Origin of the sequence: Photobacterium profundum, assembly GCF_003026285.1 — a bacterium.
Taxonomy (GTDB): Bacteria; Pseudomonadota; Gammaproteobacteria; order Enterobacterales; family Vibrionaceae; genus Photobacterium; species Photobacterium profundum.
Genome location: NZ_PYOD01000014.1, coordinates 66,717 through 90,066, shown reverse-complemented (window position 1 = coordinate 90,066; position 23,350 = coordinate 66,717). Strand labels below are relative to the sequence as shown.

Genomic DNA, 23,350 nt, shown 5'->3' with positions numbered 1-23,350 from the left:
ACCGCACATAACCATTTAATTTATTTATCAAAAATATGTTTAAAACATACACACCAATGCGTACAATCCCTTCACTGTATTGATTTTTGGGCACCGATGATGGAATTGAAGACTTACCTATCATTATCGACCAATCCTTGGTTTAACCAAGCGGTTGAAGATGTATTGTTTAATTCTCTCAAAAAAAATCAAGCTATTTTACTGATATGGCGAAATCGCCCATCAATCAATATAGGCAAAGATCAAAATCCATGGCTCGTTTGTAATACTCAAAACGTACATAAGAACAACTTAAGTATTGTTCGACGACAAACTTATGGGGGTGCCGTATACCAAGATCCAGGCCACTCAAATTTTTCCATCATGGGTGATCAATTAGCAATTAACTCAACCACCGTAAATACAATACTCAAATTATTTCTTGAGCAATTAAATTTAATAGGTCGAGTCAACCATAATAACGAAATCATTATTTCAGAAAAGAAAATATCAAATAGTGTTAATACAATTGTAGATAGTAAGTTCCTTCAACATTGCACTATTCGTGTAAACACCGATATCTCTGTGGTTGAGTCTTTCACTAATAGACAATATGAAGAATCAGATCCGTATAGGCTGCTACAAAAATATGGCAATTTATCAAACTCAAAACCGTTTATTAATCATGAAACCATAGAGCAAGCATTAATGAATGCATGCTGTAAGCACCTTAATGTCTCAACTAAAGGCCAAAGACTCAATATCAACCCGCTTCCTAGCTTTCCAGGTCTGGGTAAAAAACTTCATGTGATATCAAGTTGGGACTGGAATTATGGTCAATCACCTGAATTTAACCGCCAGTTAATCGGACACTTCTCATGGGGAAAAGTTGAACTCGATATCACTGTGATTAAAGGAACAATCCAGTATGTTAGCTTTAAAACACCCTCTCTATTTGAGCCTATTTTAGCGCACTTCACTAAAGTAATTATCGGATACCCTTATCAAACAAAATCCATCACATCCGTAATGGGAACGCTAATGATTCATTTCAGTGACAGTCACAAAGCCCTATTAGAATTTGGAAATTGGCTTGAAAAAGAATGGCAATAAGTCTAAGTAAATGACGTAATTTCACGCATTATTACCAATAATTGAACTAAATCAAGATTCCTATTATTTCATATCCATTTCACTTTTAATGTATTGACATTGTCAGAGCCAGCATCATTTCTAGCCTTGCAGGATTTCCCACAGAGTTATGCACAACTTCTGTGGATAACGTAATAACTCAGAGTTACCCACACTATTACAACTATTGTTATCCTCTTTATTTATTTTGTCATTTTCTTATTATTTTTGTATTAAAAACATAATTATTAAACAAAACATGTAATCCTATTTGTTTCTTAGAACATTTAAAAACTTATGCACAGCTTTTTTTAACTTATGCTATTTGAACAGTGTTTATTCAGCAATGATTAAGCAAGAAACTGAAAAAGCACCTCCATTCCACTAAAAGCTCATATTGACATAAGAAAATCAACTTACGAAGTCTAAATCCGCATAGGCAAACGTTTTCATGGGAAAACAATAATAAAAATAAAAATCATAATACATTGTTTATATTGACTTAATATTCACAACCAGGCTTAAAGCCCACCTAAAGTACAAAACTTAGATTGACAGCATCATTTTAGCCACTACAATACGCGCCGTTTGCCTATATTAAGGTAGCAAGAATAACAATGCATATTGTGATCGCTTAATTTTCACAATATATGCAACACCTATAATATTGAATTTTTATTTTCGTAATTGGGTATATTTACGAAAGCTACTTAGCAGAGGTATAAAATGGCTAGCGATAATAACTATAGTCTGGGTCCGGTTCCTAACTCAGCAAGAAAAGGCGTTGCGTCGCTTACCATGGTGATGCTGGGATTAACGTTCTTTTCTGCCAGTATGTGGACAGGTGGGACACTCGGTACTGGCCTCTCTTTTGATGATTTCCTCCTCGCTGTTCTTATTGGTAATTTAATTCTCGGTATATACACTTCCTGTCTCGGTTATATTGGCGCTTCATCCGGTTTATCTACTCACCTTCTCGCTCGATTCTCCTTTGGTTCTAAAGGCTCTTGGCTCCCTTCTCTCATTCTCGGCGGCACACAAGTTGGTTGGTTTGGTGTTGGCGTCGCAATGTTTTCTATCCCCGTTCATAAAGCCACTGGCATTGACACCAACATCCTCATCCTCGTTTCTGGTCTTCTAATGACCGCCACTGTTTACTTCGGCATCTCTGCCTTAATGATACTTTCAGCAATTGCTGTTCCTGCTATCGCTATTCTCGGCGGTTACTCTGTCAATGAAGCGGTCAATAGTGTGGGCGGCATCGATGGATTAAGAGCCGTTACACCAGCAGAACCGATGGAGTTTTCAACAGCATTAGTTTTAGTGGTAGGCTCATTCATTTCAGCCGGTACATTAACAGCTGACTTTGTTCGATTTGGCAAGAAACCAAGAAGCGCAGTTTTCGTCACTATGGCTGCTTTCTTTGTGGGCAACTCATTAATGTTTTTATTCGGTGCTGCTGGCGCTGCTGCAACGGGCCAGTCTGATATTTCAGAAGTTATGATTGCACAAGGTCTTCTTATTCCTGCCATCATTGTTCTTGGGTTGAATATCTGGACAACCAATGACAATGCACTTTACGCATCAGGTTTAGGTTTTTCTAACATTACAGGATTGCCAAGTAAGTACCTATCCATGATTAATGGTGTAGTCGGTACACTATGTGCACTTTGGTTATACAATAACTTTGTTGGTTGGTTAACATTCCTATCAGCGGCAATTCCACCGATTGGCGGCATTATCATTGCAGATTTCTTGAAAAACCGTCATCGTTACAAGGATTTTGCGAATGCTGAATTTACAACAGTAAACTGGGCTGCTATTGCGGGTGTGGCAATTGGTATTGCTGCGGGTCACTACTTACCAGGAATCGTACCTATAAATGCGGTTCTAGGTGGTGCTATTAGCTACCTTATTCTGAATCCGCTTTTAAACCGTGTTGCTGAAAAAGCACCAGAACAGGCTTAAATAGATTATCAGAAGTATTTATAATACGTCAGAGAAACGCATAAGGATAACAAGATGCAATCTTCAAATATGCTAATTAAAAACATCACATTACAAGGCACGGAAGGCCTGCATCAAATTCTGATTGAAAATGGACGTTTTAAGACAATCACATCAATGGATAACGAGCTAACCGTTAATGCCGACAGTGCCATTGTTGATGGTGAAGGTGGCCTTGCCGTGCCGCCTTTCTGTGAGCCTCATATCCATTTAGATACAACACAAACAGCAGGCGAACCCAGCTGGAATATATCTGGTACTTTATTTGAAGGTATCGAGCGCTGGTCTGAGCGTAAGTCATTGCTTTCTATTGAAGATGTTAAAACGCGCGCCAAGCAAACGCTAAAATGGCAAATTGCCAATGGTGTACAACATGTTCGTACGCATATTGATGTTTCAGACCCGACTCTTATTGCACTAAAAGCCATGCTTGAAGTAAAAGAAGAGATGAAACAATGGGTTGATATTCAAATTGTTGCTTTCCCGCAAGAAGGTATTCTTTCTTACCCTAACGGTAAAGAGTTACTGGAAGAAGCAGTAAAGCTAGGTGCCGATGTTATTGGTGCAATTCCCCACTTCGAATTTACCCGTGAATACGGTATTGAATCTCTGCATTATGTGTTTGAGCTTGCCCGTAAATATGACCGTTTGATCGACGTGCATTGTGACGAAATTGATGACGAACAATCACGCTTTGTCGAAACCGTTGCTGCATTGGCGCATAAATTTGATATGGGCGATAAGGTAACGGCAAGTCATACAACGGCGATGCACTCGTACAATGGTGCTTATGCTTCTCGCTTGTTCCGCCTATTGAAGATGTCTGGTATTAACTTTGTGGCTAACCCATTGGTGAACATTCACCTTCAGGGGCGTTTTGATGATTATCCTAAACGTCGTGGTATTACACGCGTTAAAGAAATGCTAGCCGCTGATATTAATGTTTGTTTTGGTCACGATGATGTATTTGACCCTTGGTATCCTCTAGGCACAGCTAATATGCTGCAAGTTTTGCATATGGGTCTGCATGTGTGCCAAGTAATGGGCTACGATCAAATCAATAATTCACTCGATCTGATTAGTACTAAATCAGCACGTACATTAAATATTCTTGATACCTACGGGATAGATGAAGGTAAGGCTGCAAGCTTACTTATTTTACCTGCAGAGAATGGTTTTGATGCTGTTCGTCGCCAAGTACCTGTTCGTTACTCAATTCGACATGGTAAAATACTGGCAGAAACACAACCAGCAGTAACAAGTATTAATCTAGAAGAAACTGAGAGTGTGACTTTCCGTCGCTAATTTTTATTTCTAATTAATCTAAAAAAGCCACCAACTGTATGGATTTTCCAACCGAACAGTTAAGGTGGCTTTTATTTTATGCCTATTTTTACTTATTCAGCGTTTAACCCTGTTTTACAGTGGCCTTACGTCTAAAAGCTGTAATGAACGATAGCAGCAGCAAACTTAACCATGAAGATGTCCCACCATTGTCTTCATGTTCAATTAAATTACAATTATTTGGTGAAATAGCATCGACCCCATTAAGGCATTGCTTTCGGCTGTCTTTAATAAAATTAGGCTCCTGAATTGAATCGTTCGGTACTGAGCCCATATAAGATTGAATCCAATCAAAATAAGTACCCACTCGGGTATAAAAGGTTGGACGGTTAATCGAACCACACACAGGCATACCAACTGGTGCACCACTCACAATACCATGCTGAACCCACGCATTATTACTGTTTAGTGCCCTTAGTGCTCCACCACTATCACCTTTACAAGAATCATTACCAACAGAACCACCAACTTCTAATAATTCAGACGGTAAAGTGCATATTTTCGTTTTATTAAAAGGGGTATCAATAATAAAAGGCGTATCGTTACCATTTTCTAAACGTTGATAACATTCGTAAATAGGTAAAAAAGATAATGTTGTTTCTTGAAGTATATTGGATTGCTCTGTCCCTTCGGAGTTTGTTGCTCCCCATCCGGATACTTTTGCATTTTTAGGTCGAGAATGCTCTTGCCATTGTTCATTTAATCTTATATCAATCTCGTCTGCACTCGAAGCATTTGCAAGCTCTATCGGCGTTATGTCGCTAAAAATACGATTAACTCTTAGCAAGGCTAAATCATTGTCTAATGCGGTATGTACCAATTCTGTCACTTCTGTACCGTCTGATTCATAACTAATATTATGAAACGCGAAGGGGGTGTAGTCAGGATGTACAACAACATGTGAAACTGAATAAAAATGTTCAATATCCGTTTGGGTTACATCGTTAATACCAGCAACAATACTGATTCGACTAGGCTCTAATACGAAATAACTTCCAGCATCAATTGAAGAGCCTGAACTCATCACAACGCAATGCGCAGCAGTCAGAACCCAGTTCTCATTAATGACAGTTGCGCCACAAATTGGCATGTCATTAAGTTCGCTCACCCGTATTGTCGCCATCCACTTCTGCTCGCCTACAGGTACATCAGATCCCCCGACAACGTATGGAGTGATCTCACTTGCTTGAGTACTGAAAGTGCCTATCAAGCAGCACATACTCAATAGACTTCCACTTAATGCTTTTCTGATACATGCTGAGTCTCCCTTGCCCATATCGCACTTCCTTGTTTATAAAAATTTGGGCAGTATACCCAAACAGAAAAATACGAAGATAGTTGAAACATTGGAGTGCGATTGACCTCATCTTTTTAGCGTGATGGTATTACATCGACAAATAAGAAAGATAAGTCACTCTCATTTGATGTTAAGTTATAAAAACAAAAAAGCCACATCATTATGATATGGCTTTAAAGTTTAACTATGTGTAATCGTTAGTTCAGTGTAGAGCAACTAACATCATCATAATCGATTTGAACAAACAGGCCACCCAATTCAGCCGCTAAGGTTGGGTAAAAATCTAAATTTTGCGCTGTTTTAATGTCATCTAAATCAATTTTGTAAACGTCTAAACCCACTTTCTTAATTTCATCGGGTACACAGGCTTTATTGCCACTTTCAAAACACAGCCCTTCATCACCAACCACAATTTGACCGCATGACTCTGCGTGCACTGTGATACCAGCGTTAGTTAAATCTGCTTTAATACCATCAGGAAAATCATTAGGCAGTAAGGCTTTTGTATCAGCGTTAAGCTCGCTTAATTCATAATAACCATCAGGTAAACCTGTCGTTGAACCTTCAACTTGTACACCAGAAACAGCAAACACTTTTGTTTGACCCTTTAGAATATCTTTTACATCGTCTTCATCACAACCAACAAGCGCTAATAACGCCAATAGCACAACTGCCTTTTTCATGAAAATCCCTTGTCTTTAAATTATGTATTTCAAAATAAATTCTACATTCCTCACATCACTCGTTCACAACTCAAATAACGAGGTGAGAGGTTATTGATATAGCAAATGATAGTATCTTTGTATTTACAAAAGATCATCTATATATCAACCTGAATGCGGACATTATCCGTTTTTATATTTAAAAGCTTAGACTGCTGATTAATTAGTATGCAAATTTGGATGCACCTATAGATACCCCCTATTTCGGATAATAGCTGTACACTCTTCCTTACCCTTTCATCATATATGTATCTACCAGCACAACTAAACGGGCTTTTTCATCGTCTGAAATGAAACTTGCTTCGATACCGTTCCTTGTAAACTGTGCAACCTCATTCTTTGTCATTGAATGTGAATTTGCCACCGCATGAAAATTCGCATTCATATAGCCACCGAAATATGCAGGGTCATCAGAGTTAATTGTTACACACACACCTTTGCGCAATAAATCGACAATATTGTGCTGTTCCATTTTATCGAATACTTTTAACTTAATGTTCGATAATGGGCATACCGTTAATGGCGTACGATTTTCAATCAGCTTTGCAACTAATGCGTGATCTTCGACACAGCGAACGCCGTGATCAATACGCGTAATGCCCAACATACTAAGTGCATCGTGAATATTCTGTGCTGGCCCTTCTTCACCGGCATGAGCGACTGTCAAGAACCCTTCATTCAATGCCTTTTGGAACACCTTCGCGAATTTCTCTGGTGGGTGACCTTGCTCTGAAGAATCCAAACCCACACCGATGATTTTATCTTTATACGGTATAGCTTGTTCAAGCGTTGCCAACGCAGCCGTTTCGTCTAGATGGCGTAAGAAGCACATAATTAACTGGCTCGAAATACCCAATATTTTATTAGCCTCCTCAAGGGCACGGTGTATTCCGCTCACGACAGTATTAAAAGCAATACCACGATCGGTATGAGTTTGAGGATCGAAGAAAATTTCGGTGTGTACAACGTTGTCTTCTTTACAGCGGAGTAAATATGCCCAGGTAAGATCAAAGAAATCTTGTTCATGAATTAATACGTTTGCCCCCTGGTAATAGATATCAAGAAACGATTGAAGATTATGAAATTGGTATGCGTCGTGAACTTCTTGTGGCGATTGAAAGGGAATCTGTACCTGATTACGTTTAGCTAGCTCAAACATAAGCTCAGGCTCTAGCGAACCTTCTATATGAAGGTGAAGCTCAACTTTTGGTAATCCGTTAATAAAGTCTTTCATATCATACTCTTAATCTAATGGGGTTTAGATTAACAGCCTTTCTACTCAGCAGTTTTTAGACATACAAAGAGAAAAGCGATCAATCACTCAACTCTTCGTAATCAGAATTTTACGGATTCTGGTAGAGACCCCCACACCCTATAAGTGGGGTTATACGAAGTAACTTTACCAATTATTACAAGCACTAAACAGCTTAATCATTTTGGTAAAGTTACTACTGAATTTTTCCATACTTCATACGATGGCGCAATCAACAAATCAATTAATTAAAGATCGCTTCTGCATTCATGAATTTTTGTACCCATATTAACTTCTGGTAATGACTTAATATCAATACTTGTTCGTTTTTCGCCGTTATAAGCCTGAAGAAACGCTTTAAGCAAATGTTCTTCTTTAACTAATAATATTTTAGCAGCATTTACCTCTTCGAGTTCTGGATGCTTTTCCCTGAATTGAATGAGCTTTGCATAACTGTTCTTTAATTTATTAGTTAACTGTCTATCGATGATAAAACTCATATACAACATTCCCTTAGTAGATAAGGCATACTATAAAGCATTTTCTGTACCAAGTTTTAACAGCTGCTATATCGTAATTTTATGTCATGATTTGCATATTGAAATGCTTTTTTCAACGCAAATTGATTATTTATATAAATCAACTACTTCACTCAGCACACAGTACTAATAAGTAGAGGATATCTTACAAAGTAAAATCATAAACAAAATATTCCAACAAACCATAACAATAATTTATTATCGATAAACGATAATTATACATTGATCTTCGATTGAAATAATCTTAGTATTTGCACATCCACTTAACAGGAAGTTCGTTATGTCTAAGATTCAAAAACAAAGTCGCCGTGCCCGTTTGTTATTTCAGTTCTTTTTTGCACTTACACCTATTGCGGTGTGTTACTACTGGCTAACCGTTGAAACACCGTACGACTTTTTAACCTCGCGCGGTATTATTCAACTCAGTTATGACTTCGACAGTTACACGCAGCTGCCGTTCACACTCACGACGCGCATTTTGGCGGTAGTCGCTAGTTTATTACTGTGCAGTATCATTATGTATGCTTTAACAGTGCTAATTCGTTTATTTCGCAACTACGAAAAAAACGAAATATTCACCCTTGAAAATGCCAACTACTATCAACAATTAGGTTACAGCGTGTTCTATTGGGTTGGCGCTTCTGTAATATATGGCGCGTTAATGTCGGTAATTTTATCGTTTAATAACCCTCCTGGTGAGCGCATGCTAGCAATTAGCTTTGTTGGTATGGATTTTTTGACTATAGTCTTCGGATTTATTGTTCTGATCATTTCATGGGTGATGAAGGAAGGATACACTCTTGCCGATGAAAACAGCCACACGATTTAAGGAGTCATAATGACTATTCGTATTAACTTAGATGTGATGATGGCAAAACGGAAAATGCGCTTAAAGACCTTAGCGCAGCTGGTAGAAATTACCGAAGCCAACTTGTCTGTATTAAAAAACGGAAAAGCGAAAGCCGTCCGTTTCTCCACACTCGCTAAATTATGTGAGGTATTAGAATGTCAGCCTGGTGATATTCTGGAGTTCGAAGCCAATAGCAACGAACAACAAAGCTAGCGGTAATCTTGAAAGCTAAAGATACTAAAGCCCACATAACCGATTAAAACATGGGTTATATGGGCTTTTCTTTTTGATTAAGTGTTATCGCAAAAAACTACGAACGCACGACAACCACGGGATAGTCATCGAGCTGAATGATTTGGGATTTCACATTAAATAAGTCTTTGATTAATTGTTCATCAATAATATGCGTCGGTTCACCATACGCAAAAAGTCGTCCGTCATGTAATGCTGCCACTTTATTGGAATACTGAATCGCGAGGTTCAAATCATGTACCACCATTAAAGCGCACGCTGAATACTGGCGCGTATACAATTTTACATACTCAAGCAGTTTAAGCTGATTACTCATATCCAGTGCTGACGTTGGTTCATCTAATATCAACACTTTGGGTTTATTGATAACCGCTTGTGCTAAGCCGACCATTTGGCTTTCACCACCAGATAACTCAGTACAAATTTTGTTCGCTAAATGAATAATGCCAATGCTATGCAATAAAGCTAATGCATTTTCTGCACTATCGGCTTTGGTAAATAATGAGTTTGATCCAACATGCATGGTCGTAATAAGTAATTCGACAACACTGATACTTGCGGTAATACGGTGGTCTTGAGGCAAATAACCAATTTCATCAAGAACCAACGGCTTACCAGCCAAGGTAATCAAATGAGGATCAAATCGGATCAGCTTGGTCATCTGTTTGAGTACCGTCGACTTCCCTGCCCCGTTCTTACCAATTAACGAGACCATTTCACCAGCATGAATTTCTGGAATTGTCAGGTCATTCAACACGCGGTTACCGCCAAATGACACTGAGAGATTACTAATTTTAAGCGCCATTAGAACTTACCGCCCTTTTTCACAATTAGGAAAATAAAGAACGGTATACCCACCATCGACATCACAACGGTTAAAGGCAGAATAATACCCGGCATAATTGATTTACTGGCAATAGAAGCCAGCTCTAATAAGACCGCCCCCAGCAAGAAAGAAGCAGGTAAGAAATAACGTTGATCTTCACCTAAGATCATTCGGGCAATATGCGGTGCAACAAGCCCAACAAAACCAACAGCACCAACAAAAGAAACCGAAAGAGATGTAATAACAGACACTAATAATAAGGTTTTAACGCGTAACCGATTAACATTGATCCCCATTGATTCTGCACGTTCCTGACCAATTTTAAGCGTCGATAATTTCCATGAATCCTTCATCATAATGGCAAGTACGATAGGTAACAGAATCGCTAAAACCGTAATTTTTTCCCAGCTGCCACGATCTAATGATCCCATTTGCCAAAACACTAAAGTTTGCAACTGTGTCTCTGTCGCAATGTATTGCATCATAGTTAGCATGCTGTCGTAGGCAAACATGATTGCCACACCAAATAGCATTACACCTTCTATCGATACGCGTTTTATAGAAGACACGCCAGCAATCATGAATGTCGTTAACAAGCACATAATGAACGCCATGAATGCAACTTGGTATTCGACCGGAATAAATGGAATAGCAATCACATTAGTAATAACTAAAGACGCACCAAAACCCGCAGCAGCCGACACGCCGAACGTATAAGGATCGGCGAGTGGATTATTCAGCGTGGTTTGCATTTGCGCCCCAGCTAATGCTAAAGCCCCACCCACTAAAGGTGCCATCAATGACATTGGCATACGAATATCCCAAATAATGATACGGCTAGCAATATCACTCGACGATGGATGAAAAATACCATTCAATACTTGGTCAAGGGTCAAACCTTGCGATCCAATAAGAATATCTGCAATTAAGCAAATAATGCTCATAATAAAGAAGACTGCCAAGGCAATCTTCTTTTTCTGATTACGAGCACGATGAGCAGTTAACTCAAGTGCAATTGAACTCACTTCTTCATTACCTCGAAGTTATTTTGCCCAAATACACCTGACGCTTTACGGTTCGCAAACTTCAGGTTCATCTCTTCAAATGTTTTCTCTGGATTCAAGTCTTTGAACTGCTCCGGATGAATCCACTTGGCAAAATATTCCATCGCCACTAAATTGTACGGCGAGTTATAGAAAGGCATATAAATCGAATACACGTTCTTGTTCTGGTAAGCATTCATAGCTTTTAACCACGAACGGTCCATCAACTTGCTTGTTGCTTTGCTAATAGCAGCCTGATTCAGAGGTGCATAACCAAATGGAACGCCACTCGTTGCATTTCCTTTTTTGTCAATCCAGCCCGTTGTTTGCATGATGTACACATCTGGCTGGTTACTTATCACACTTTCTGGTGACATCTGCCCTGTAATAGCACCTTTTAGGGGTTTGTCTGCAATATTGGTTGCTTTTAAATAAGGGATATATGCGCCCATATTACCGGTCGCAAATGTTTGGCAACAAGAACCGTCATAACCCGCCGCACGCTCTATGAATACGCGCTTATTGAGTTCTGACGCAGGTAATGTCGCAACAACATCCGTTAAGTTTTTCACATGCTGTTGATAATAATTGGCAAATGCTTTGCCTTGCTCATCTTTACCTAGCGCTTTAGCTAACGTTGTCACAGATTTCACAGTATTTTTTACGGGATCTTCACGAAAATCGATAGCAATAACTTTAATGCCAAGTTTATCTAATTTAGCAATAAGCCCTTTTTCTTCTGCCAGTTTTACATTTGAAATATCGACAACAAAAAGATCCGGTCTTATCTTCATATTAATAAAGCGTTCAGTATCAAATTCGCCAGATTTAATCTTCCCAATATGTGGGACATCTTTTAGTTGTGGGAAATCTTTAATGTAATTGGCATACATACTAGGAGCAGAAACGCGCATATCATCACGCCAAGCAACAAGATGGTCAGCAGCTTCTTGCTGATAAATAATTTCTAGTAATGGAAAAACACGACCGGTCGATAAAGCGATATTTTCAGGTTGTGACTCAATCGTAACCTGACGACCAGAAACATCAGTAACAGTGACGGGAAATTGAGCAGCAATTGACGAAAATGAGAATAGTGCCGATGAGAGACAAAGTAGTTTAAACGCGTTTTTCATTCTATTTAACAACAATAAAGATATTTAACGCCAATACTAATGATAATAATTATCAATTTAAATATCGTTAATTGGAATATTAGCTTTCAATTTTACCAAGAAAACCTTACTTATATTATGGATTAACGTGTAATCTTCCAGCGCTATTAAGGGACAACTTCGCCTCTCTTCAACAATACTGTTAATATTAACTGCATATAATCTATTTCGTATAAGTATATTGAAGCGCAAACAAGCACTATCACAGCAATAATGCTCAGGGCATAATGACAAGTAAAATCTGACTTATTCATACTGCCTCTAATGAGGATAAAAATAGATAGCACACTTAAGTAAAGCGTCATTGCGAATCTATTCGCTTTGACGCCATAGAGTTATAAGCCGCTATATGCTCAGCTATTACTTAGCTTTTACCGTGGAATGCAAAACGACTAAATTCTTTGCCTTCCTGCGTAACTGCTTTGTACTTCACTGATCTTGATTGGTTTATCGCAAGCGGTACAAATACACGCCCCTTATCATTTGTTTTAAACTCAGCTTTTGATTGTGGAACGTTCACCGCCGATACAACAGCATTCTCAACAGGCTTTCCATTATCCGTCACAGTCACCCACGCTCCATTTGGTGAATCAACCACTTTCAATCCAGCAAAAGACATTGAAGAGAAAGCGATAAGCATAGTTGCGATTACAATATTAGACTTTTTCATAAGTGGAATCCTATGTGTTGTTATATTCAAATTCGTCGTGTTCTGTAGGCTTCGAAGAACTGGTACTAAAATAACAACTGGTCGGTAAAAATGCGGTAAATGGACGTAAAGGTTTTTAAATTAATTTAAGTTCTTGTCAGTATGTAAATTTTTAAGCAGCGTAACTAAAAAACGATATTACGGTTAACCCGTAATATCGCTCTATCTTTATTTAATACCATTTAACGTATTTTATTTATTCATCATCTAATGCTATAGCTGCTTAGTTAACCTCTGAGGCATATTGCCCTTTGCGTTTATACTTTTCTATTAACTCATTAATAAATACAAAAAATACCGGGACGAAAAAGATAGCAAGCACAGTACCACTTATCATGCCACCGAGTACTCCGGTACCAATCGAATTCTGGATTTCTGAACTTGCCCCCGTCGCTATCACTAATGGAATAATACCGCAGGTAAAGGCTAATGATGTCATCAATATCGGCCTCAATCGCATCTTAGCGGCATCTATCGTCGCATCTAAGAGCCCTTTTCCCTGTGATCGCTGAATCTGTGCGAACTCAATGATTAATATAGCGTTCTTTGCAGAAAGACCAATGATAGTAACTAAACCTACTTTAAAAAAGACATCATTGGACATATTAGTAACCATTACCGCTGCGATAGAACCAATAATGCCTAATGGAACGACTAAGATCACGGCTAATGGTGTCGTCCAGCTCTCATATAATGCCGACAACACAAGGAAAATTACTAACATCGAAAATGCTAATAGCAAAGTAGTTTGCGATTCAGCTTGTTTCTCTTGGCGTGAAATGCCCGTCCACTCAATACTGGTTCCCGTTGGTAATGAGGCAACAATTTTTTCAATTTCAGCCATTGCTGCACCACTTGAAACACCAGCAACGGGAGCAACCGAAACAGCAACCGATGGTATACCATTGAAACGAGTCAGCTGAAGAGGCGCCGCTTTCCATACTGGCTCTATAAATTCTGATAGGTACACCATCCCCCCGCGTTCATTGCGAATAGACAGCTTCAAGATATCTTCCAAACGCATACGTGATTCTGCATTTGCCTGAATGATCACTTGCTGTAAACGCCCTTTGTTCGGGAAGTCATTCACATAGTTCGAGCCTAAAGCCGTTGAAATAGTTTCACTGATCGACGTGAAAGAAACCCCTAATACTTGTGCTTTTTTACGGTCGATCTTCAATTTAATGCTATTGGTTTCTGGTAATGATTCAAAAAACACACTCGAAAATGCGCTATTTTCTCGCGCTTTTTGAATAAATTGACGTTGTATATTCTGAAATTTTTCATAACCAGAGTTTGAGCGATCAAGCAACTGTAAAGAAATATTCGACGATGTACCTAATCCATCAATTGCCGTCGGTAGCATGCTAAACACTACACCTTCATTCAGATCTTGCAAATACTCTGTCAGTGCTTGTACCTCTTGCTGAGTCGTTGCGCTATTCCGTTCATTCCAATCTTTCAAAGTAGTAACTGCAAACGCAGAGCCTGCCCCCGAGCCACTAAAACTGAAACCAAGTATCGACATGCTAGATTCAACTGCATCACGTGATTGCACAAAATTTTCAACTTTCTTAACCACATCCATTGTACGTTCAGCAGTCGCATCGGAAGGTAATTGAATCGACGTCAAGAAGTACCCTTGATCTTCTTCTGGTAAAAAGGTGCTCGGAATTTGATTGAAGGTAAACACAGCAACAACAACGAACGCCAGGTAAATCACCATCATTCGACCGGTTCGGACCACTAGTTTAGCCACCCAGCTTTGATAGCCTTTAGTCAAACGTTCAAAACAACGGTTGAACCAGCCAAAGAAACCGCGCTTATGTTCATGAGTCTCACTGTGCGGTTTCAAAATGGTGGCGCACAATGCAGGCGTCAGCGTTAAAGCAAGAAAAGCAGAGAACAAAATAGATACCGACATGGCTAACGAGAATTGCTGGAAGATAATCCCGACCGAGCCAGCTGCAAACGCCATCGGAATAAATACCGCGGAAAGTACCGCAGTAATTCCTACCAATGCGCTGTAGATATCTTTCATCGCCACCTGCGTTGCTTTCTTCGCAGACACACCTGTTTCTGAAATAACGCGCTCTACGTTTTCTACCACTACAATGGCATCATCAACAATAATCCCGATAGCAAGCACCATTCCGAACATTGAAAACACATTAATCGAGAAACCAAGCATCAGCATTACAGTAAATGTGCCCAGCAAGGCTATCGGAGCCACAATTGCAGGAATAACGGTGTAACGCACATTCTGCAAGAACAAATACATCACTAGAAAAACAAGCACCATGGCTTCCGCCAACGTCACAATAACTTTGGTAATAGAAATTTTCGCAAACGGAGCAGCATCAGATGTAATGGTGTAATCAATGCCTGCGGGCATGGCTTGTTTCAGCTCATCAAGGCGTGAACGAATACCATTCGACGCGCTAATAGCATTAGCCCCTGGCGACAATTTTACCGATGCCGATGTTGAGGGTTGCCCATTTTCACGATTTGAATACTGATAATTCTGAGAGCCCAATTCAACTTCAGCTACATCACCCAATAGAACTGAGCCACCATTAGGCGTAGATCGCAATACAATGTTTCTAAACTCTTCAGGGGTTTCTAATTGCCCCTGGGCAGTTAATGGCACAACCGTTTTCTGACCTTGGCTAATCGGTGCATCGCCGACTTTACCCGGTGAAATTTGAACATTTTGCTCTTGAATGGCTTTCGCTACATCGCTCACTGTTAAGTTGAACGCATTTAACTGAATAGGATTAATCCAAATGCGCATCGCAAACTCAGCACCAAACATTTGAATACGACCTACACCGGGAATCCGTTTTAGCTCCTCGACAATATTACGTATCATGTAATCGCTAAGTTCAGATTCCGTGTACTCGCCATTCGGTGAGATTAAGCCCACATACATCAAAGTACTTGATGATGACGACTCCACTTGAATACCCGATTGACGAACAGATAATGGTAAACGTGCTTCAATCGCTTTCAATTTATTCTGAATTTCAACTTGCGCTAGCTCAGGGTTAATTCCATTTTCAAACGTTGCCGTTATTTCAGCACTGCCTGTCGAGTCCGATGACGATTTAAAATACATTAAGCCTTTAACACCAGAAATTTCCCGCTCTATGAGTGACACCACACTGTCGTTCAAGGTTTGGGGGCTCGCCCCAGGATACGTTAAATAAAGACTAACACTTGGCGGTGCTACACTCGGAAAGCGCTCGACGGCCAAGTTAGGAATAGATATCACCCCAGAGAGGATGATCAAAATAGCGATCACCCATGCAAAAATCGGGCGATTAATAAAAAATTGAGACACAGTTAAATTCCTTTCTATCCGGCTTGAGCAGACGGATTCCAATCAGAAGCATTCAATTCAACGTCCGGCATAATGTTCTCATAACCTTCGATGATGACTGAATCGCCGTTTTTTAAGCCAGATGACACGACATATTGATGGTCTTGGATGCCATCAAGGGTAACGCTACGCTTAATGGCATCATTAGATGCAGTCACAACGGAAACAAATGCTTCGCCGTTGCTGGCGCGTTGAATCGCTTGCTGGGGTAATAAAAAGGCATTAAGTGAACGGCGAGGAACTTCGGTACGCACATACATACCAGGAAGCAAGGTACGCTTAAGGTTATCAGCCACAATACGAACAATTAAATCTCCGGTATTCAAATCTACGCTGATCCCAGAGAAAACAATCTTACCAACAATGTCTTCAGAGCTATCATCAGATAGCTTGATATTCACACCAAGCCCTTTCTGGTTCGTAGCTTCACCTTTCGATAGTAGCTTACGTAAGGTTGATAGCTTAGAGGCTGGTTGTCTAACATCGATATATACTTTGTCGATTTGCTTAATAATGGCGAGTGCTTGGCTATCCCCTTTATTAACTAATGTCCCTTCCGTCACTAGGGCCTGTTCAATAATCCCGGAGATAGGCGCTCTTATCGTGGCATATTTAAGGTTCAGCTTACTTTGTTCTAACGTCGCCTCGTTCTGCATAACGTTTGCCGAGGCTTTTTGTTGATTAAAGACCGCTTCTTCGTATGCTTGCTTACTAACAGCACTACTTTTATCCAAGGCTTGTAAACGTGTATACTTACGTTTTGCTAGTAGCAAATTAACATTCGACTGAGCTAAGGATGCCTCTTTTTCTTTAATATCAATAAGAAATGGTTCTTTATTTATTTGGAATAATGGCTGGTTCTTCGCTGTCATTTCACCCTGTTTAAATAAACGTTCCGTGATAATCCCACTCACTTGAGGACGTATCTCAGCGGTACGAAAAGCAACTACTCGTCCTTGAAGTTCATCAAACAAAGTTACCGATTTTTTCTCAGCTTTCAGAACCGATACATTAGCAACCATAGGCTGTTCCATTTCTGCAGCTTCTAAGCTTTCAGTGAAAGGACTTCCCTTGCATCCAACTAGCAATGCACTGACAAGCAACGAAGTTATCAGTAAGCTAGATTTTTGAATATCGACCGTCATTACTACTCTTCTTAAGAATAAGCTGTTACCCCGCCCAATGGAGATAACCAATCTAATAAAAAAGAGACATTAACGTTGAGGTGGTAAAAATGCGGTAAAACGTCTTAACTCAATACCAATAAATCGAATAAATCGAATAAATCGAATAAATCTTAAATGTCTAACCGTATAAATTACTTCACTTAATGCGGCTTTTACTCAAAATTTACTTTCGTTGGTTTAACATTGATAACCATCTGACCAACATATTCAGAATACGGAAACGAACTTGGTCAACGCTTTAGGGGCTTGAATTATTACTGCATCTTTGGGGAGAACTGTCTTATCTTATTATTTGCAACATCCCCTTTGAAACTACTTCTAAATTCGATGAAAAAGGCTGAGCGACTAATAGAAATGGAACTTATAAAACAAATTAAGAAACTTGAACACATAAAAACAGCCAGATACATAAAAGATTTTACTTTATATGTCGAATTGAGTAATGGTGAAAGAGGTATGATTAACTGTGCATCACTGGCTAGACAGCAGATGTTGTTTAAACAAGTTGTTACTGATGATAAACGTGATGTTTATTCGGTCAATAACCGCATTATTCAGTGGTACAACCATGCGTATATTCATATTGAGTGGATTAAACAAAATATGATAGCACTGAACAATGAACGACCACTTGATGATGTATCTTCCCAAAATTGGCGAATAAAAATGAAATATTGGTTTATTGATTTCACAAATTCTGACATATCAGAATATGTTGGTTTTATACTAATAGTCGTTTCATTTGGGATCGCAGGATGGCTAATCAGCGCACTGGTTATTTAATCTGATGAATAATAAATGCCTAACCACATAAATTACTTAACTTAATACGGTTTTACCCAAAACTTACCTTAATTGGTTTAGTATTGATAACGATGAAGTCAACAAGTTAAGAAGTAGCATTGTAATAATTAAGTAGATTGTTCTTATACACTTAAGTAGCTCCCCCCCATTTAAGAATACGCAAAAGGTAACTATGACTCGTGTATTGCTGATCGAAGATGATCGAGACCTCGCTGAAACACTGCTACAGCTGATGGAGTTTGAAAATATGGTTCCAGATTACGCCAGTAATGGTGTTGCTGGTCTCACGTTGGCACAAAGCAATCGCTACGACATACTCGTAATTGATATCGGTCTACCTAAAATGAACGGTTTGACATTGTGCGAGCAGCTACGCCAAGAAGGTTGCCAGACCCCTATCTTATTTTTAACGGCACGAGGCAGTATCGATGACAAGCTTGCTGGGTTTGCATCAGGTGGCGACGATTATTTATCTAAGCCCTTTGATAATCGTGAGCTTTTAGCTCGTATCATGGTACTTTCTGGTCGCCGAAGCAGCCAGACTCCTCTAATAAAAGTCGCAGATTTATCGCTTGATAATAGTGCTTACCAGGTATTCCGCGGTGAACATCACGTTAAGCTTACCCCCGCATCTTTCACTATTCTTGAATTATTAATGCGAGCAAGTCCAAAAGTGATCAGCCGCGAAGAACTCGAAGACGCTCTTTGGGGAGAAGACGCGCCCAACAGCAATACTTTAAAAGCACATATTTACTACCTACGCCGCTCGTTAGAACAAGTTCCGGGTCCAAAACTTCTCCATACTGTGCCGGGTAAAGGCTGGGTCATCAAAGAAGATTAACGTTAATGAAAATAAATCAAAGTTTACTGCGTATTGTATTAGCATTTATAAGTAGCGCGATACTCATTCTAATTCTGGGCTACTCTTTACTAGCCAAAAGTTTCTATTTTTGGGGGATGGATAATTCACTTTCCATATATTCAGCCCATATTCAAAAGCTGATTTCGCAGCAAGGATTTGATCCTATTGAAGCCAAGTTAGACATCTTTAACGCCCAAATCTATCGCCATTATCAAGATCTTCCTGACATCATAAAACACAATTTTTCTCAAGCAGATTTACAAGCCCAAGAACACTACAGTTTTGAAATAAAAAACAAATGGTATGATTTCCCTGAAGCAGCTTACTTTGTTCACCCTGCTATTGCTCAAAGCGGCGACATGTATTTTATCGTCAATAAATTTGATGACCAGTACTTACAACCCGAAGTGGATAAAATAGAAGCGAATATGCCGTCTATCTGGGTAGTATCTGCCATCACCATTATTATTTTATTAATCTTAGTCCTATCTTTAGCAGGCTACATCGCCCGTCCAGTTAATAAACTTCATCACTGGGCACAGCAACTAACGTTGAAAACCTTGGCAGATCCCGTTCCTTTGTTCGGCTTTAGAGAACTCGATGAGTTAGCAGAAAAAATTCATACTAACCTTCAAAGTATTGAAAAGACTCTCAGCCGTGAATCACAATTTCTACAACATGCAAGCCATGAGCTACGCACCCCCATTGCAGTTATACTTAGCAATGCTTCATTAATGGATCATTTATGGCATGCAGCCCCACCAGCCTGTCAAAAACCTTTAGATCGCATTACCCGAGCAGGGTTAACAATGAGTCATTTAACAGAGACCTTATTATGGCTTACACGCAATACAGCATATCACCCAACAATTGAAACCTTTCGTATTGACCAATTGATAGTCGATCTAATTGAAGAACACCAATACCTATTGAAGGGGAAATCTGTAGAAATAGAGTTTGAGTTAAACGAAATTACGGCTCAGCTACCCAAAGTACTCGTGCGTATTACCGTTGCAAATCTAATACGTAATGCGATGCAGCATACCGATAGCGGTTATATCAACATTCAGTTAATAGGTGACAAGCTAGTTATCACAAACAACGGTTCACTATTAACAGGTGAAACAAACGATGGCTTTGGCTTGGGTATTAAGCTAGTACGTCAAGTCTGTGATAATCAAGATTGGCATTACCATCAAAGCACCACAGAAAAATCCTGCCGTGTTGAGCTGATTTTCTCTTCACATCAATTCAGGTAAACTAAATCTTATTAGTGACATAACGTCAATTTTATCTGTTTATACTTTTCAGTCAAATAAGAGAAAATATCATCAATGTATGGATTTGTTGTACAAATACCAAACTAAATGCCCAAGCGTGCATTCACACGGCAAATGTTACTGGGGGTGTTTATTTTCATATGGTATGTTTTACATCTTGTTAATCATTACCCTAGTAAGATATAACTTCCGTTAACCTCGACAGTTAACGACTTGGTCGCTATTATTTAAGTCGCATTTTATGCGACTCTTTGCCTTCCCCCTCTCTTCATATTAAGTATCATACTAAATAGCGTTGTTCATCAAGCGTAGCTGTAATCAGATCGAGCAATACGATCAAAGCACCACTCTACCCGATCAATCTACGTCTCATTTCAGGATAAGCGGTTTGAGGTGAAAGCCAAATTCCGAGAAAAGCCTTAGCCATCTCCTCACTCTCCACTTTACCCAGTAAGCGGTTACCTTGATAGAAGGCAGCACCTTGCGCATTTAAGACAAAAATTAATCTATCGCCTTTTTTTACATCAGGCCAAATAATTGATAGCTCTCTTAGCCATTGTTTGCGCATTGACTGAGGTATCCCAAGATGTATCCATTGCTTATCCGTCGCTTCTAGCAGATCTTCTTCATCAATATCTCTGCGATAACGAATCACCAATGCCAATTCTTGTTGATCAAAGCTGTAGGTGCCATCTGGTGTGCGTAATTCTGAATCGTAAATTTCCCAAAAACCCCAGCTCAATTCTGCACGTCCAACAGTTTGCCAACTCTGCCAGTAAGAACTCGCACTGGCTGAAAAGCCGACGAATAACAAAATCATGCTTACCGTTGCAGCCAACCAAGTTCTGGCTAGGCATTGCGCCATACGCAGATAAATTGTCATATCCTAATCCTCCCCCCACCGTTGAACAGATAATTTAAGGAGTACTAACAGAATAATGGAATAAACCAGCCAGCTCACAAGCGTTATCATCATGGTAACTGGTATGCCCATTGGCCAGCTGATGGCTTCTAAACGCAATCCCGCCAAATAACTAACCGTTCCACCAATACTTCCTATAACAACCAGTACGTATGAGGGATAATTTTGGATCACCTTTCTTAACAACCAAACAAAAGAAGCGAAACCAAGCCAGAGTAAAATTAACCAAGGCGGTATAGCATTACCATCGAACTGATATACCCCGAAATAACTCAACAATGCATCCATTGAGATGCCAGCGGTTGCGGCAATAATGGCAAAACGCCAACTACCCTGAAATATCCACCAGCAGGCGACAAGCATCACGATTAACAGCCAGATATAATCAAACTGCCCCCAAACCGCGAGCAGCCAATAGAGATTAAAACCAAAAGTAATCGCGAGAAAATGAAATCTTGGCATTTTTGAACCTCTAACTATATACCGCGATGAAATCACACGATCCAGTTGATCTTATTTCGGACGACTGGCAATAAGTTGTACCGTACTGATACTGCGCTCTAAAAAACCGCCTTCGCAATAACAGAAGTAATAACGCCACATGCGTACAAAACGTTGGTCATAACCTAATTGAGCTAATTTATCTGTGTTCTGATTGAAGGCTTTATGCCAGTCAGACAATGTTCTCGCGTAGTCTAAGCCGATGTCTTTTATATCCCTGACCACAAAATCGCTTTGCTTGGTCATTTCATTCACCAAAACGGTAACCGACGGCAGAAAACCACCAGGGAATATGTGCTTCTGAATAAAATCGACCCCGCGGCTATAACTATCATAACGCTGATCAGTAATGGTTATAGTCTGAAGCGCCAGCAACCCTCCTGGCTTTAACAACGACTGACATTTTTTTATATAGGTTGTTAAATACTCTTTCCCGACCGCCTCGACCATCTCGACAGACACAACTTTGTCGTATTGTCCGGTTAAATCACGATAATCATCAAGCAACAGAGTAATTTTGTCACCAAGCCCTTGTTGTTCAACACACTCTTTGGCCCAATCATACTGCTCTTTCGAGATGGTGGTGGTAGTAACACGACAGCCATAATGTTTCGCGGCATGAGTAGCCAATGCCCCCCAACCTGTTCCAATTTCGAGTAGGTGATCAGTCGGTTTAAGATCTAGCTGGCGACACAGACGATCCATTTTATGAGTTTGTGCAGTCAGTAGATCATCTTGCTCTGAACGGTAAATTGCACAGGAATAGAGCATTTTTGAATCGAGGAATAATGAATACAACGCATTTCCTAAATCATAGTGCGCTGAAATATTTTCCCTAGCATTATCTTTATTGTTCCTACGTATTTTATGGCTGATTTTTTCTGCTAATGCAGTCATCCAACCAACTTTGGCTTCGAGCTTATCCAGTATTGGTAGATTTCGAGCCAACACTTGAACGACTTTAGTCAAATCTGGAGAATCCCACCAGCCATCGACATAGGCTTCACCTGCAGCAATGCTGCCACCTGTTAGAATGCGCTTGTAAAAGCCAGGGTGATTAATCATCAATTGCGCTTGAAGGTCAGCACTTTGATCGCCAACATGGTAGGTGTTTCCCTCTTTTTCAATCAGTATCAGCCCTACTCCCTGTAACTTTTCAAGTATTTTAAACACCACTTTTTTAGCTACGTTGTCTGACTTAGAGGCTGATACTTCCGAATAGTTAATCTCACTTCTTAACATCATTAATCCCTAATTTTTCTTTATGGGTTCCCGCCTTATATGCG

At 39.6% G+C, this 23,350-nt stretch carries 21 protein-coding genes and 1 riboswitch; of the genes, 8 read left to right on the top strand and 13 right to left on the bottom strand.

The window, feature by feature from the left end; translation table 11 throughout:
- The first annotated feature begins 96 nt into the window (after nucleotides 1-96).
- The 3 genes from C9J48_RS22040 (at nucleotide 97) to C9J48_RS22030 (ending at nucleotide 4,422) form a co-directional block, all read left to right on the top strand.
- Nucleotides 97-1,092, top strand: coding sequence for a lipoyl protein ligase domain-containing protein (locus tag C9J48_RS22040; RefSeq protein ID WP_036802731.1), 996 nt, complete (start codon nucleotides 97-99; stop codon nucleotides 1,090-1,092).
- Between the two features lie 744 nt (nucleotides 1,093-1,836).
- Nucleotides 1,837-3,078, top strand: a complete 1,242-nt coding sequence (codB, locus tag C9J48_RS22035; RefSeq protein ID WP_006230132.1) for a cytosine permease — start codon at nucleotides 1,837-1,839, stop codon at nucleotides 3,076-3,078.
- A gap of 54 nt (nucleotides 3,079-3,132) precedes the next feature.
- A complete protein-coding gene (locus tag C9J48_RS22030; RefSeq protein ID WP_006230133.1) occupies nucleotides 3,133-4,422 on the top strand; it encodes a cytosine deaminase in 1,290 nt (429 codons plus the stop codon).
- Between the two features lie 103 nt (nucleotides 4,423-4,525).
- Here C9J48_RS22030 and C9J48_RS22025 read toward each other — a convergent pair whose 3' ends face one another.
- The 4 genes from C9J48_RS22025 to C9J48_RS22010 all read right to left on the bottom strand — a co-directional run bounded on the left by C9J48_RS22025 (nucleotide 4,526) and on the right by C9J48_RS22010 (nucleotide 8,232).
- The gene (locus C9J48_RS22025; RefSeq protein ID WP_006230134.1) at nucleotides 4,526-5,737 is read right to left on the bottom strand and encodes a S1 family peptidase; all 1,212 of its coding nucleotides are present in this window, start codon (nucleotides 5,735-5,737) and stop codon (nucleotides 4,526-4,528) included.
- A 218-nt stretch (nucleotides 5,738-5,955) separates the two neighbouring features.
- Complete coding sequence (locus C9J48_RS22020; protein ID WP_006230135.1) at nucleotides 5,956-6,441, bottom strand: hypothetical protein; 486 nt, start codon at nucleotides 6,439-6,441, stop codon at nucleotides 5,956-5,958.
- A 268-nt stretch (nucleotides 6,442-6,709) separates the two neighbouring features.
- Nucleotides 6,710-7,714: an adenosine deaminase gene (locus C9J48_RS22015; protein WP_006230136.1), complete on the bottom strand. Its 1,005-nt coding sequence runs from the start codon at nucleotides 7,712-7,714 to the stop codon at nucleotides 6,710-6,712.
- Nucleotides 7,715-7,792: 78 nt separating this feature from the next.
- Nucleotides 7,793-7,892, bottom strand: a riboswitch (purine riboswitch).
- 88 nt (nucleotides 7,893-7,980) lie between these two features.
- Nucleotides 7,981-8,232 (bottom strand): hypothetical protein, encoded by a 252-nt coding sequence (locus C9J48_RS22010; RefSeq protein ID WP_006230137.1) that lies wholly within the window; start codon nucleotides 8,230-8,232, stop codon nucleotides 7,981-7,983.
- Nucleotides 8,233-8,551: 319 nt separating this feature from the next.
- On the opposite strand from C9J48_RS22010, the gene C9J48_RS22005 reads away from it, so the two are divergent.
- Together C9J48_RS22005 and C9J48_RS22000 are read left to right on the top strand one after the other, a co-directional pair.
- Nucleotides 8,552-9,100, top strand: a complete 549-nt coding sequence (locus C9J48_RS22005) for a DUF2975 domain-containing protein (RefSeq protein ID WP_006230138.1) — start codon at nucleotides 8,552-8,554, stop codon at nucleotides 9,098-9,100.
- Nucleotides 9,101-9,109: 9 nt separating this feature from the next.
- Nucleotides 9,110-9,334 (top strand): helix-turn-helix domain-containing protein, encoded by a 225-nt coding sequence (locus C9J48_RS22000; RefSeq protein WP_006230139.1) that lies wholly within the window; start codon nucleotides 9,110-9,112, stop codon nucleotides 9,332-9,334.
- Between the two features lie 97 nt (nucleotides 9,335-9,431).
- Here C9J48_RS22000 and C9J48_RS21995 read toward each other — a convergent pair whose 3' ends face one another.
- The 6 genes from C9J48_RS21995 to C9J48_RS21970 form a co-directional block, all read right to left on the bottom strand.
- A complete protein-coding gene (locus tag C9J48_RS21995) occupies nucleotides 9,432-10,178 on the bottom strand; it encodes an ABC transporter ATP-binding protein (protein ID WP_006230140.1) in 747 nt (248 codons plus the stop codon).
- Complete coding sequence (locus C9J48_RS21990; RefSeq protein WP_006230141.1) at nucleotides 10,178-11,224, bottom strand: FecCD family ABC transporter permease; 1,047 nt, start codon at nucleotides 11,222-11,224, stop codon at nucleotides 10,178-10,180. The genes C9J48_RS21995 and C9J48_RS21990 overlap by 1 nt, the downstream gene beginning before the upstream one ends.
- Nucleotides 11,221-12,378, bottom strand: coding sequence for an ABC transporter substrate-binding protein (locus C9J48_RS21985; RefSeq protein ID WP_006230142.1), 1,158 nt, complete (start codon nucleotides 12,376-12,378; stop codon nucleotides 11,221-11,223). Before C9J48_RS21985 ends, C9J48_RS21990 begins: the two co-directional genes overlap by 4 nt.
- Nucleotides 12,379-12,781: 403 nt before the next feature.
- The gene (locus C9J48_RS21980; protein ID WP_006230143.1) at nucleotides 12,782-13,087 is read right to left on the bottom strand and encodes a hypothetical protein; all 306 of its coding nucleotides are present in this window, start codon (nucleotides 13,085-13,087) and stop codon (nucleotides 12,782-12,784) included.
- A 262-nt stretch (nucleotides 13,088-13,349) separates the two neighbouring features.
- Nucleotides 13,350-16,469, bottom strand: coding sequence for a multidrug efflux RND transporter permease subunit (locus C9J48_RS21975; RefSeq protein ID WP_006230144.1), 3,120 nt, complete (start codon nucleotides 16,467-16,469; stop codon nucleotides 13,350-13,352).
- Between the two features lie 14 nt (nucleotides 16,470-16,483).
- Nucleotides 16,484-17,653 (bottom strand): efflux RND transporter periplasmic adaptor subunit, encoded by a 1,170-nt coding sequence (locus C9J48_RS21970; protein ID WP_006230145.1) that lies wholly within the window; start codon nucleotides 17,651-17,653, stop codon nucleotides 16,484-16,486.
- Nucleotides 17,654-18,022: 369 nt separating this feature from the next.
- Between C9J48_RS21970 and C9J48_RS21965 the strand changes: the two genes are divergently transcribed.
- The 3 genes from C9J48_RS21965 (at nucleotide 18,023) to C9J48_RS21955 (ending at nucleotide 20,620) form a co-directional block, all read left to right on the top strand.
- Nucleotides 18,023-18,478: a DUF2442 domain-containing protein gene (locus tag C9J48_RS21965; RefSeq protein ID WP_006230146.1), complete on the top strand. Its 456-nt coding sequence runs from the start codon at nucleotides 18,023-18,025 to the stop codon at nucleotides 18,476-18,478.
- A gap of 193 nt (nucleotides 18,479-18,671) precedes the next feature.
- On the top strand, nucleotides 18,672-19,340 hold the full coding sequence (locus C9J48_RS21960; protein ID WP_006230147.1) for a response regulator transcription factor: 669 nt from the start codon (nucleotides 18,672-18,674) through the stop codon (nucleotides 19,338-19,340).
- A 5-nt stretch (nucleotides 19,341-19,345) separates the two neighbouring features.
- The gene (locus tag C9J48_RS21955) at nucleotides 19,346-20,620 is read left to right on the top strand and encodes a sensor histidine kinase (RefSeq protein WP_006230148.1); all 1,275 of its coding nucleotides are present in this window, start codon (nucleotides 19,346-19,348) and stop codon (nucleotides 20,618-20,620) included.
- A gap of 370 nt (nucleotides 20,621-20,990) precedes the next feature.
- On the opposite strand, the gene C9J48_RS21950 is transcribed toward C9J48_RS21955, so the two are convergent.
- Genes C9J48_RS21950 through C9J48_RS21940 form a run of 3 tightly spaced genes read right to left on the bottom strand, consistent with a single transcriptional unit; the run spans nucleotide 20,991 to nucleotide 23,306 of the window.
- Nucleotides 20,991-21,524 (bottom strand): chalcone isomerase family protein, encoded by a 534-nt coding sequence (locus C9J48_RS21950; protein ID WP_006230149.1) that lies wholly within the window; start codon nucleotides 21,522-21,524, stop codon nucleotides 20,991-20,993.
- Between the two features lie 3 nt (nucleotides 21,525-21,527).
- The gene (locus C9J48_RS21945) at nucleotides 21,528-22,025 is read right to left on the bottom strand and encodes a DUF2878 domain-containing protein (protein WP_006230150.1); all 498 of its coding nucleotides are present in this window, start codon (nucleotides 22,023-22,025) and stop codon (nucleotides 21,528-21,530) included.
- Between the two features lie 51 nt (nucleotides 22,026-22,076).
- Nucleotides 22,077-23,306 carry an SAM-dependent methyltransferase gene (locus C9J48_RS21940; RefSeq protein WP_006230151.1) on the bottom strand — a complete coding sequence of 410 codons (1,230 nt, stop codon included), beginning with the start codon at nucleotides 23,304-23,306 and terminating at the stop codon, nucleotides 22,077-22,079.
- Between the last annotated feature and the right edge of the window lie 44 nt (nucleotides 23,307-23,350).

Excerpts from the sequence above, each read along its gene's own strand:
- C9J48_RS21965 (WP_006230146.1), top strand. The coding sequence starts at position 18,023 with ATGAAAAAGGCTGAGCGACTAATAGAAATGGAACTTATAAAACAAATT.
- C9J48_RS22030 (WP_006230133.1), top strand. The coding sequence starts at position 3,133 with ATGCAATCTTCAAATATGCTAATTAAAAACATCACATTACAAGGCACG.
- C9J48_RS21970 (WP_006230145.1), bottom strand. The coding sequence starts at position 17,653 with ATGACGGTCGATATTCAAAAATCTAGCTTACTGATAACTTCGTTGCTT.
- C9J48_RS22000 (WP_006230139.1), top strand. The coding sequence starts at position 9,110 with ATGACTATTCGTATTAACTTAGATGTGATGATGGCAAAACGGAAAATG.
- C9J48_RS21995 (WP_006230140.1), bottom strand. The coding sequence starts at position 10,178 with ATGGCGCTTAAAATTAGTAATCTCTCAGTGTCATTTGGCGGTAACCGC.
- codB (WP_006230132.1), top strand. The coding sequence starts at position 1,837 with ATGGCTAGCGATAATAACTATAGTCTGGGTCCGGTTCCTAACTCAGCA.
- C9J48_RS22005 (WP_006230138.1), top strand. The coding sequence starts at position 8,552 with ATGTCTAAGATTCAAAAACAAAGTCGCCGTGCCCGTTTGTTATTTCAG.
- C9J48_RS21960 (WP_006230147.1), top strand. The coding sequence starts at position 18,672 with ATGACTCGTGTATTGCTGATCGAAGATGATCGAGACCTCGCTGAAACA.
- C9J48_RS21940 (WP_006230151.1), bottom strand. The coding sequence starts at position 23,306 with ATGTTAAGAAGTGAGATTAACTATTCGGAAGTATCAGCCTCTAAGTCA.
- C9J48_RS21985 (WP_006230142.1), bottom strand. The coding sequence starts at position 12,378 with ATGAAAAACGCGTTTAAACTACTTTGTCTCTCATCGGCACTATTCTCA.
- C9J48_RS22015 (WP_006230136.1), bottom strand. The coding sequence starts at position 7,714 with ATGAAAGACTTTATTAACGGATTACCAAAAGTTGAGCTTCACCTTCAT.
- C9J48_RS22040 (WP_036802731.1), top strand. The coding sequence starts at position 97 with ATGATGGAATTGAAGACTTACCTATCATTATCGACCAATCCTTGGTTT.
- C9J48_RS22020 (WP_006230135.1), bottom strand. The coding sequence starts at position 6,441 with ATGAAAAAGGCAGTTGTGCTATTGGCGTTATTAGCGCTTGTTGGTTGT.
- C9J48_RS21945 (WP_006230150.1), bottom strand. The coding sequence starts at position 22,025 with ATGCCAAGATTTCATTTTCTCGCGATTACTTTTGGTTTTAATCTCTAT.
- C9J48_RS21950 (WP_006230149.1), bottom strand. The coding sequence starts at position 21,524 with ATGACAATTTATCTGCGTATGGCGCAATGCCTAGCCAGAACTTGGTTG.
- C9J48_RS21955 (WP_006230148.1), top strand. The coding sequence starts at position 19,346 with ATGAAAATAAATCAAAGTTTACTGCGTATTGTATTAGCATTTATAAGT.
- C9J48_RS22025 (WP_006230134.1), bottom strand. The coding sequence starts at position 5,737 with ATGGGCAAGGGAGACTCAGCATGTATCAGAAAAGCATTAAGTGGAAGT.
- C9J48_RS21980 (WP_006230143.1), bottom strand. The coding sequence starts at position 13,087 with ATGAAAAAGTCTAATATTGTAATCGCAACTATGCTTATCGCTTTCTCT.
- C9J48_RS22010 (WP_006230137.1), bottom strand. The coding sequence starts at position 8,232 with ATGAGTTTTATCATCGATAGACAGTTAACTAATAAATTAAAGAACAGT.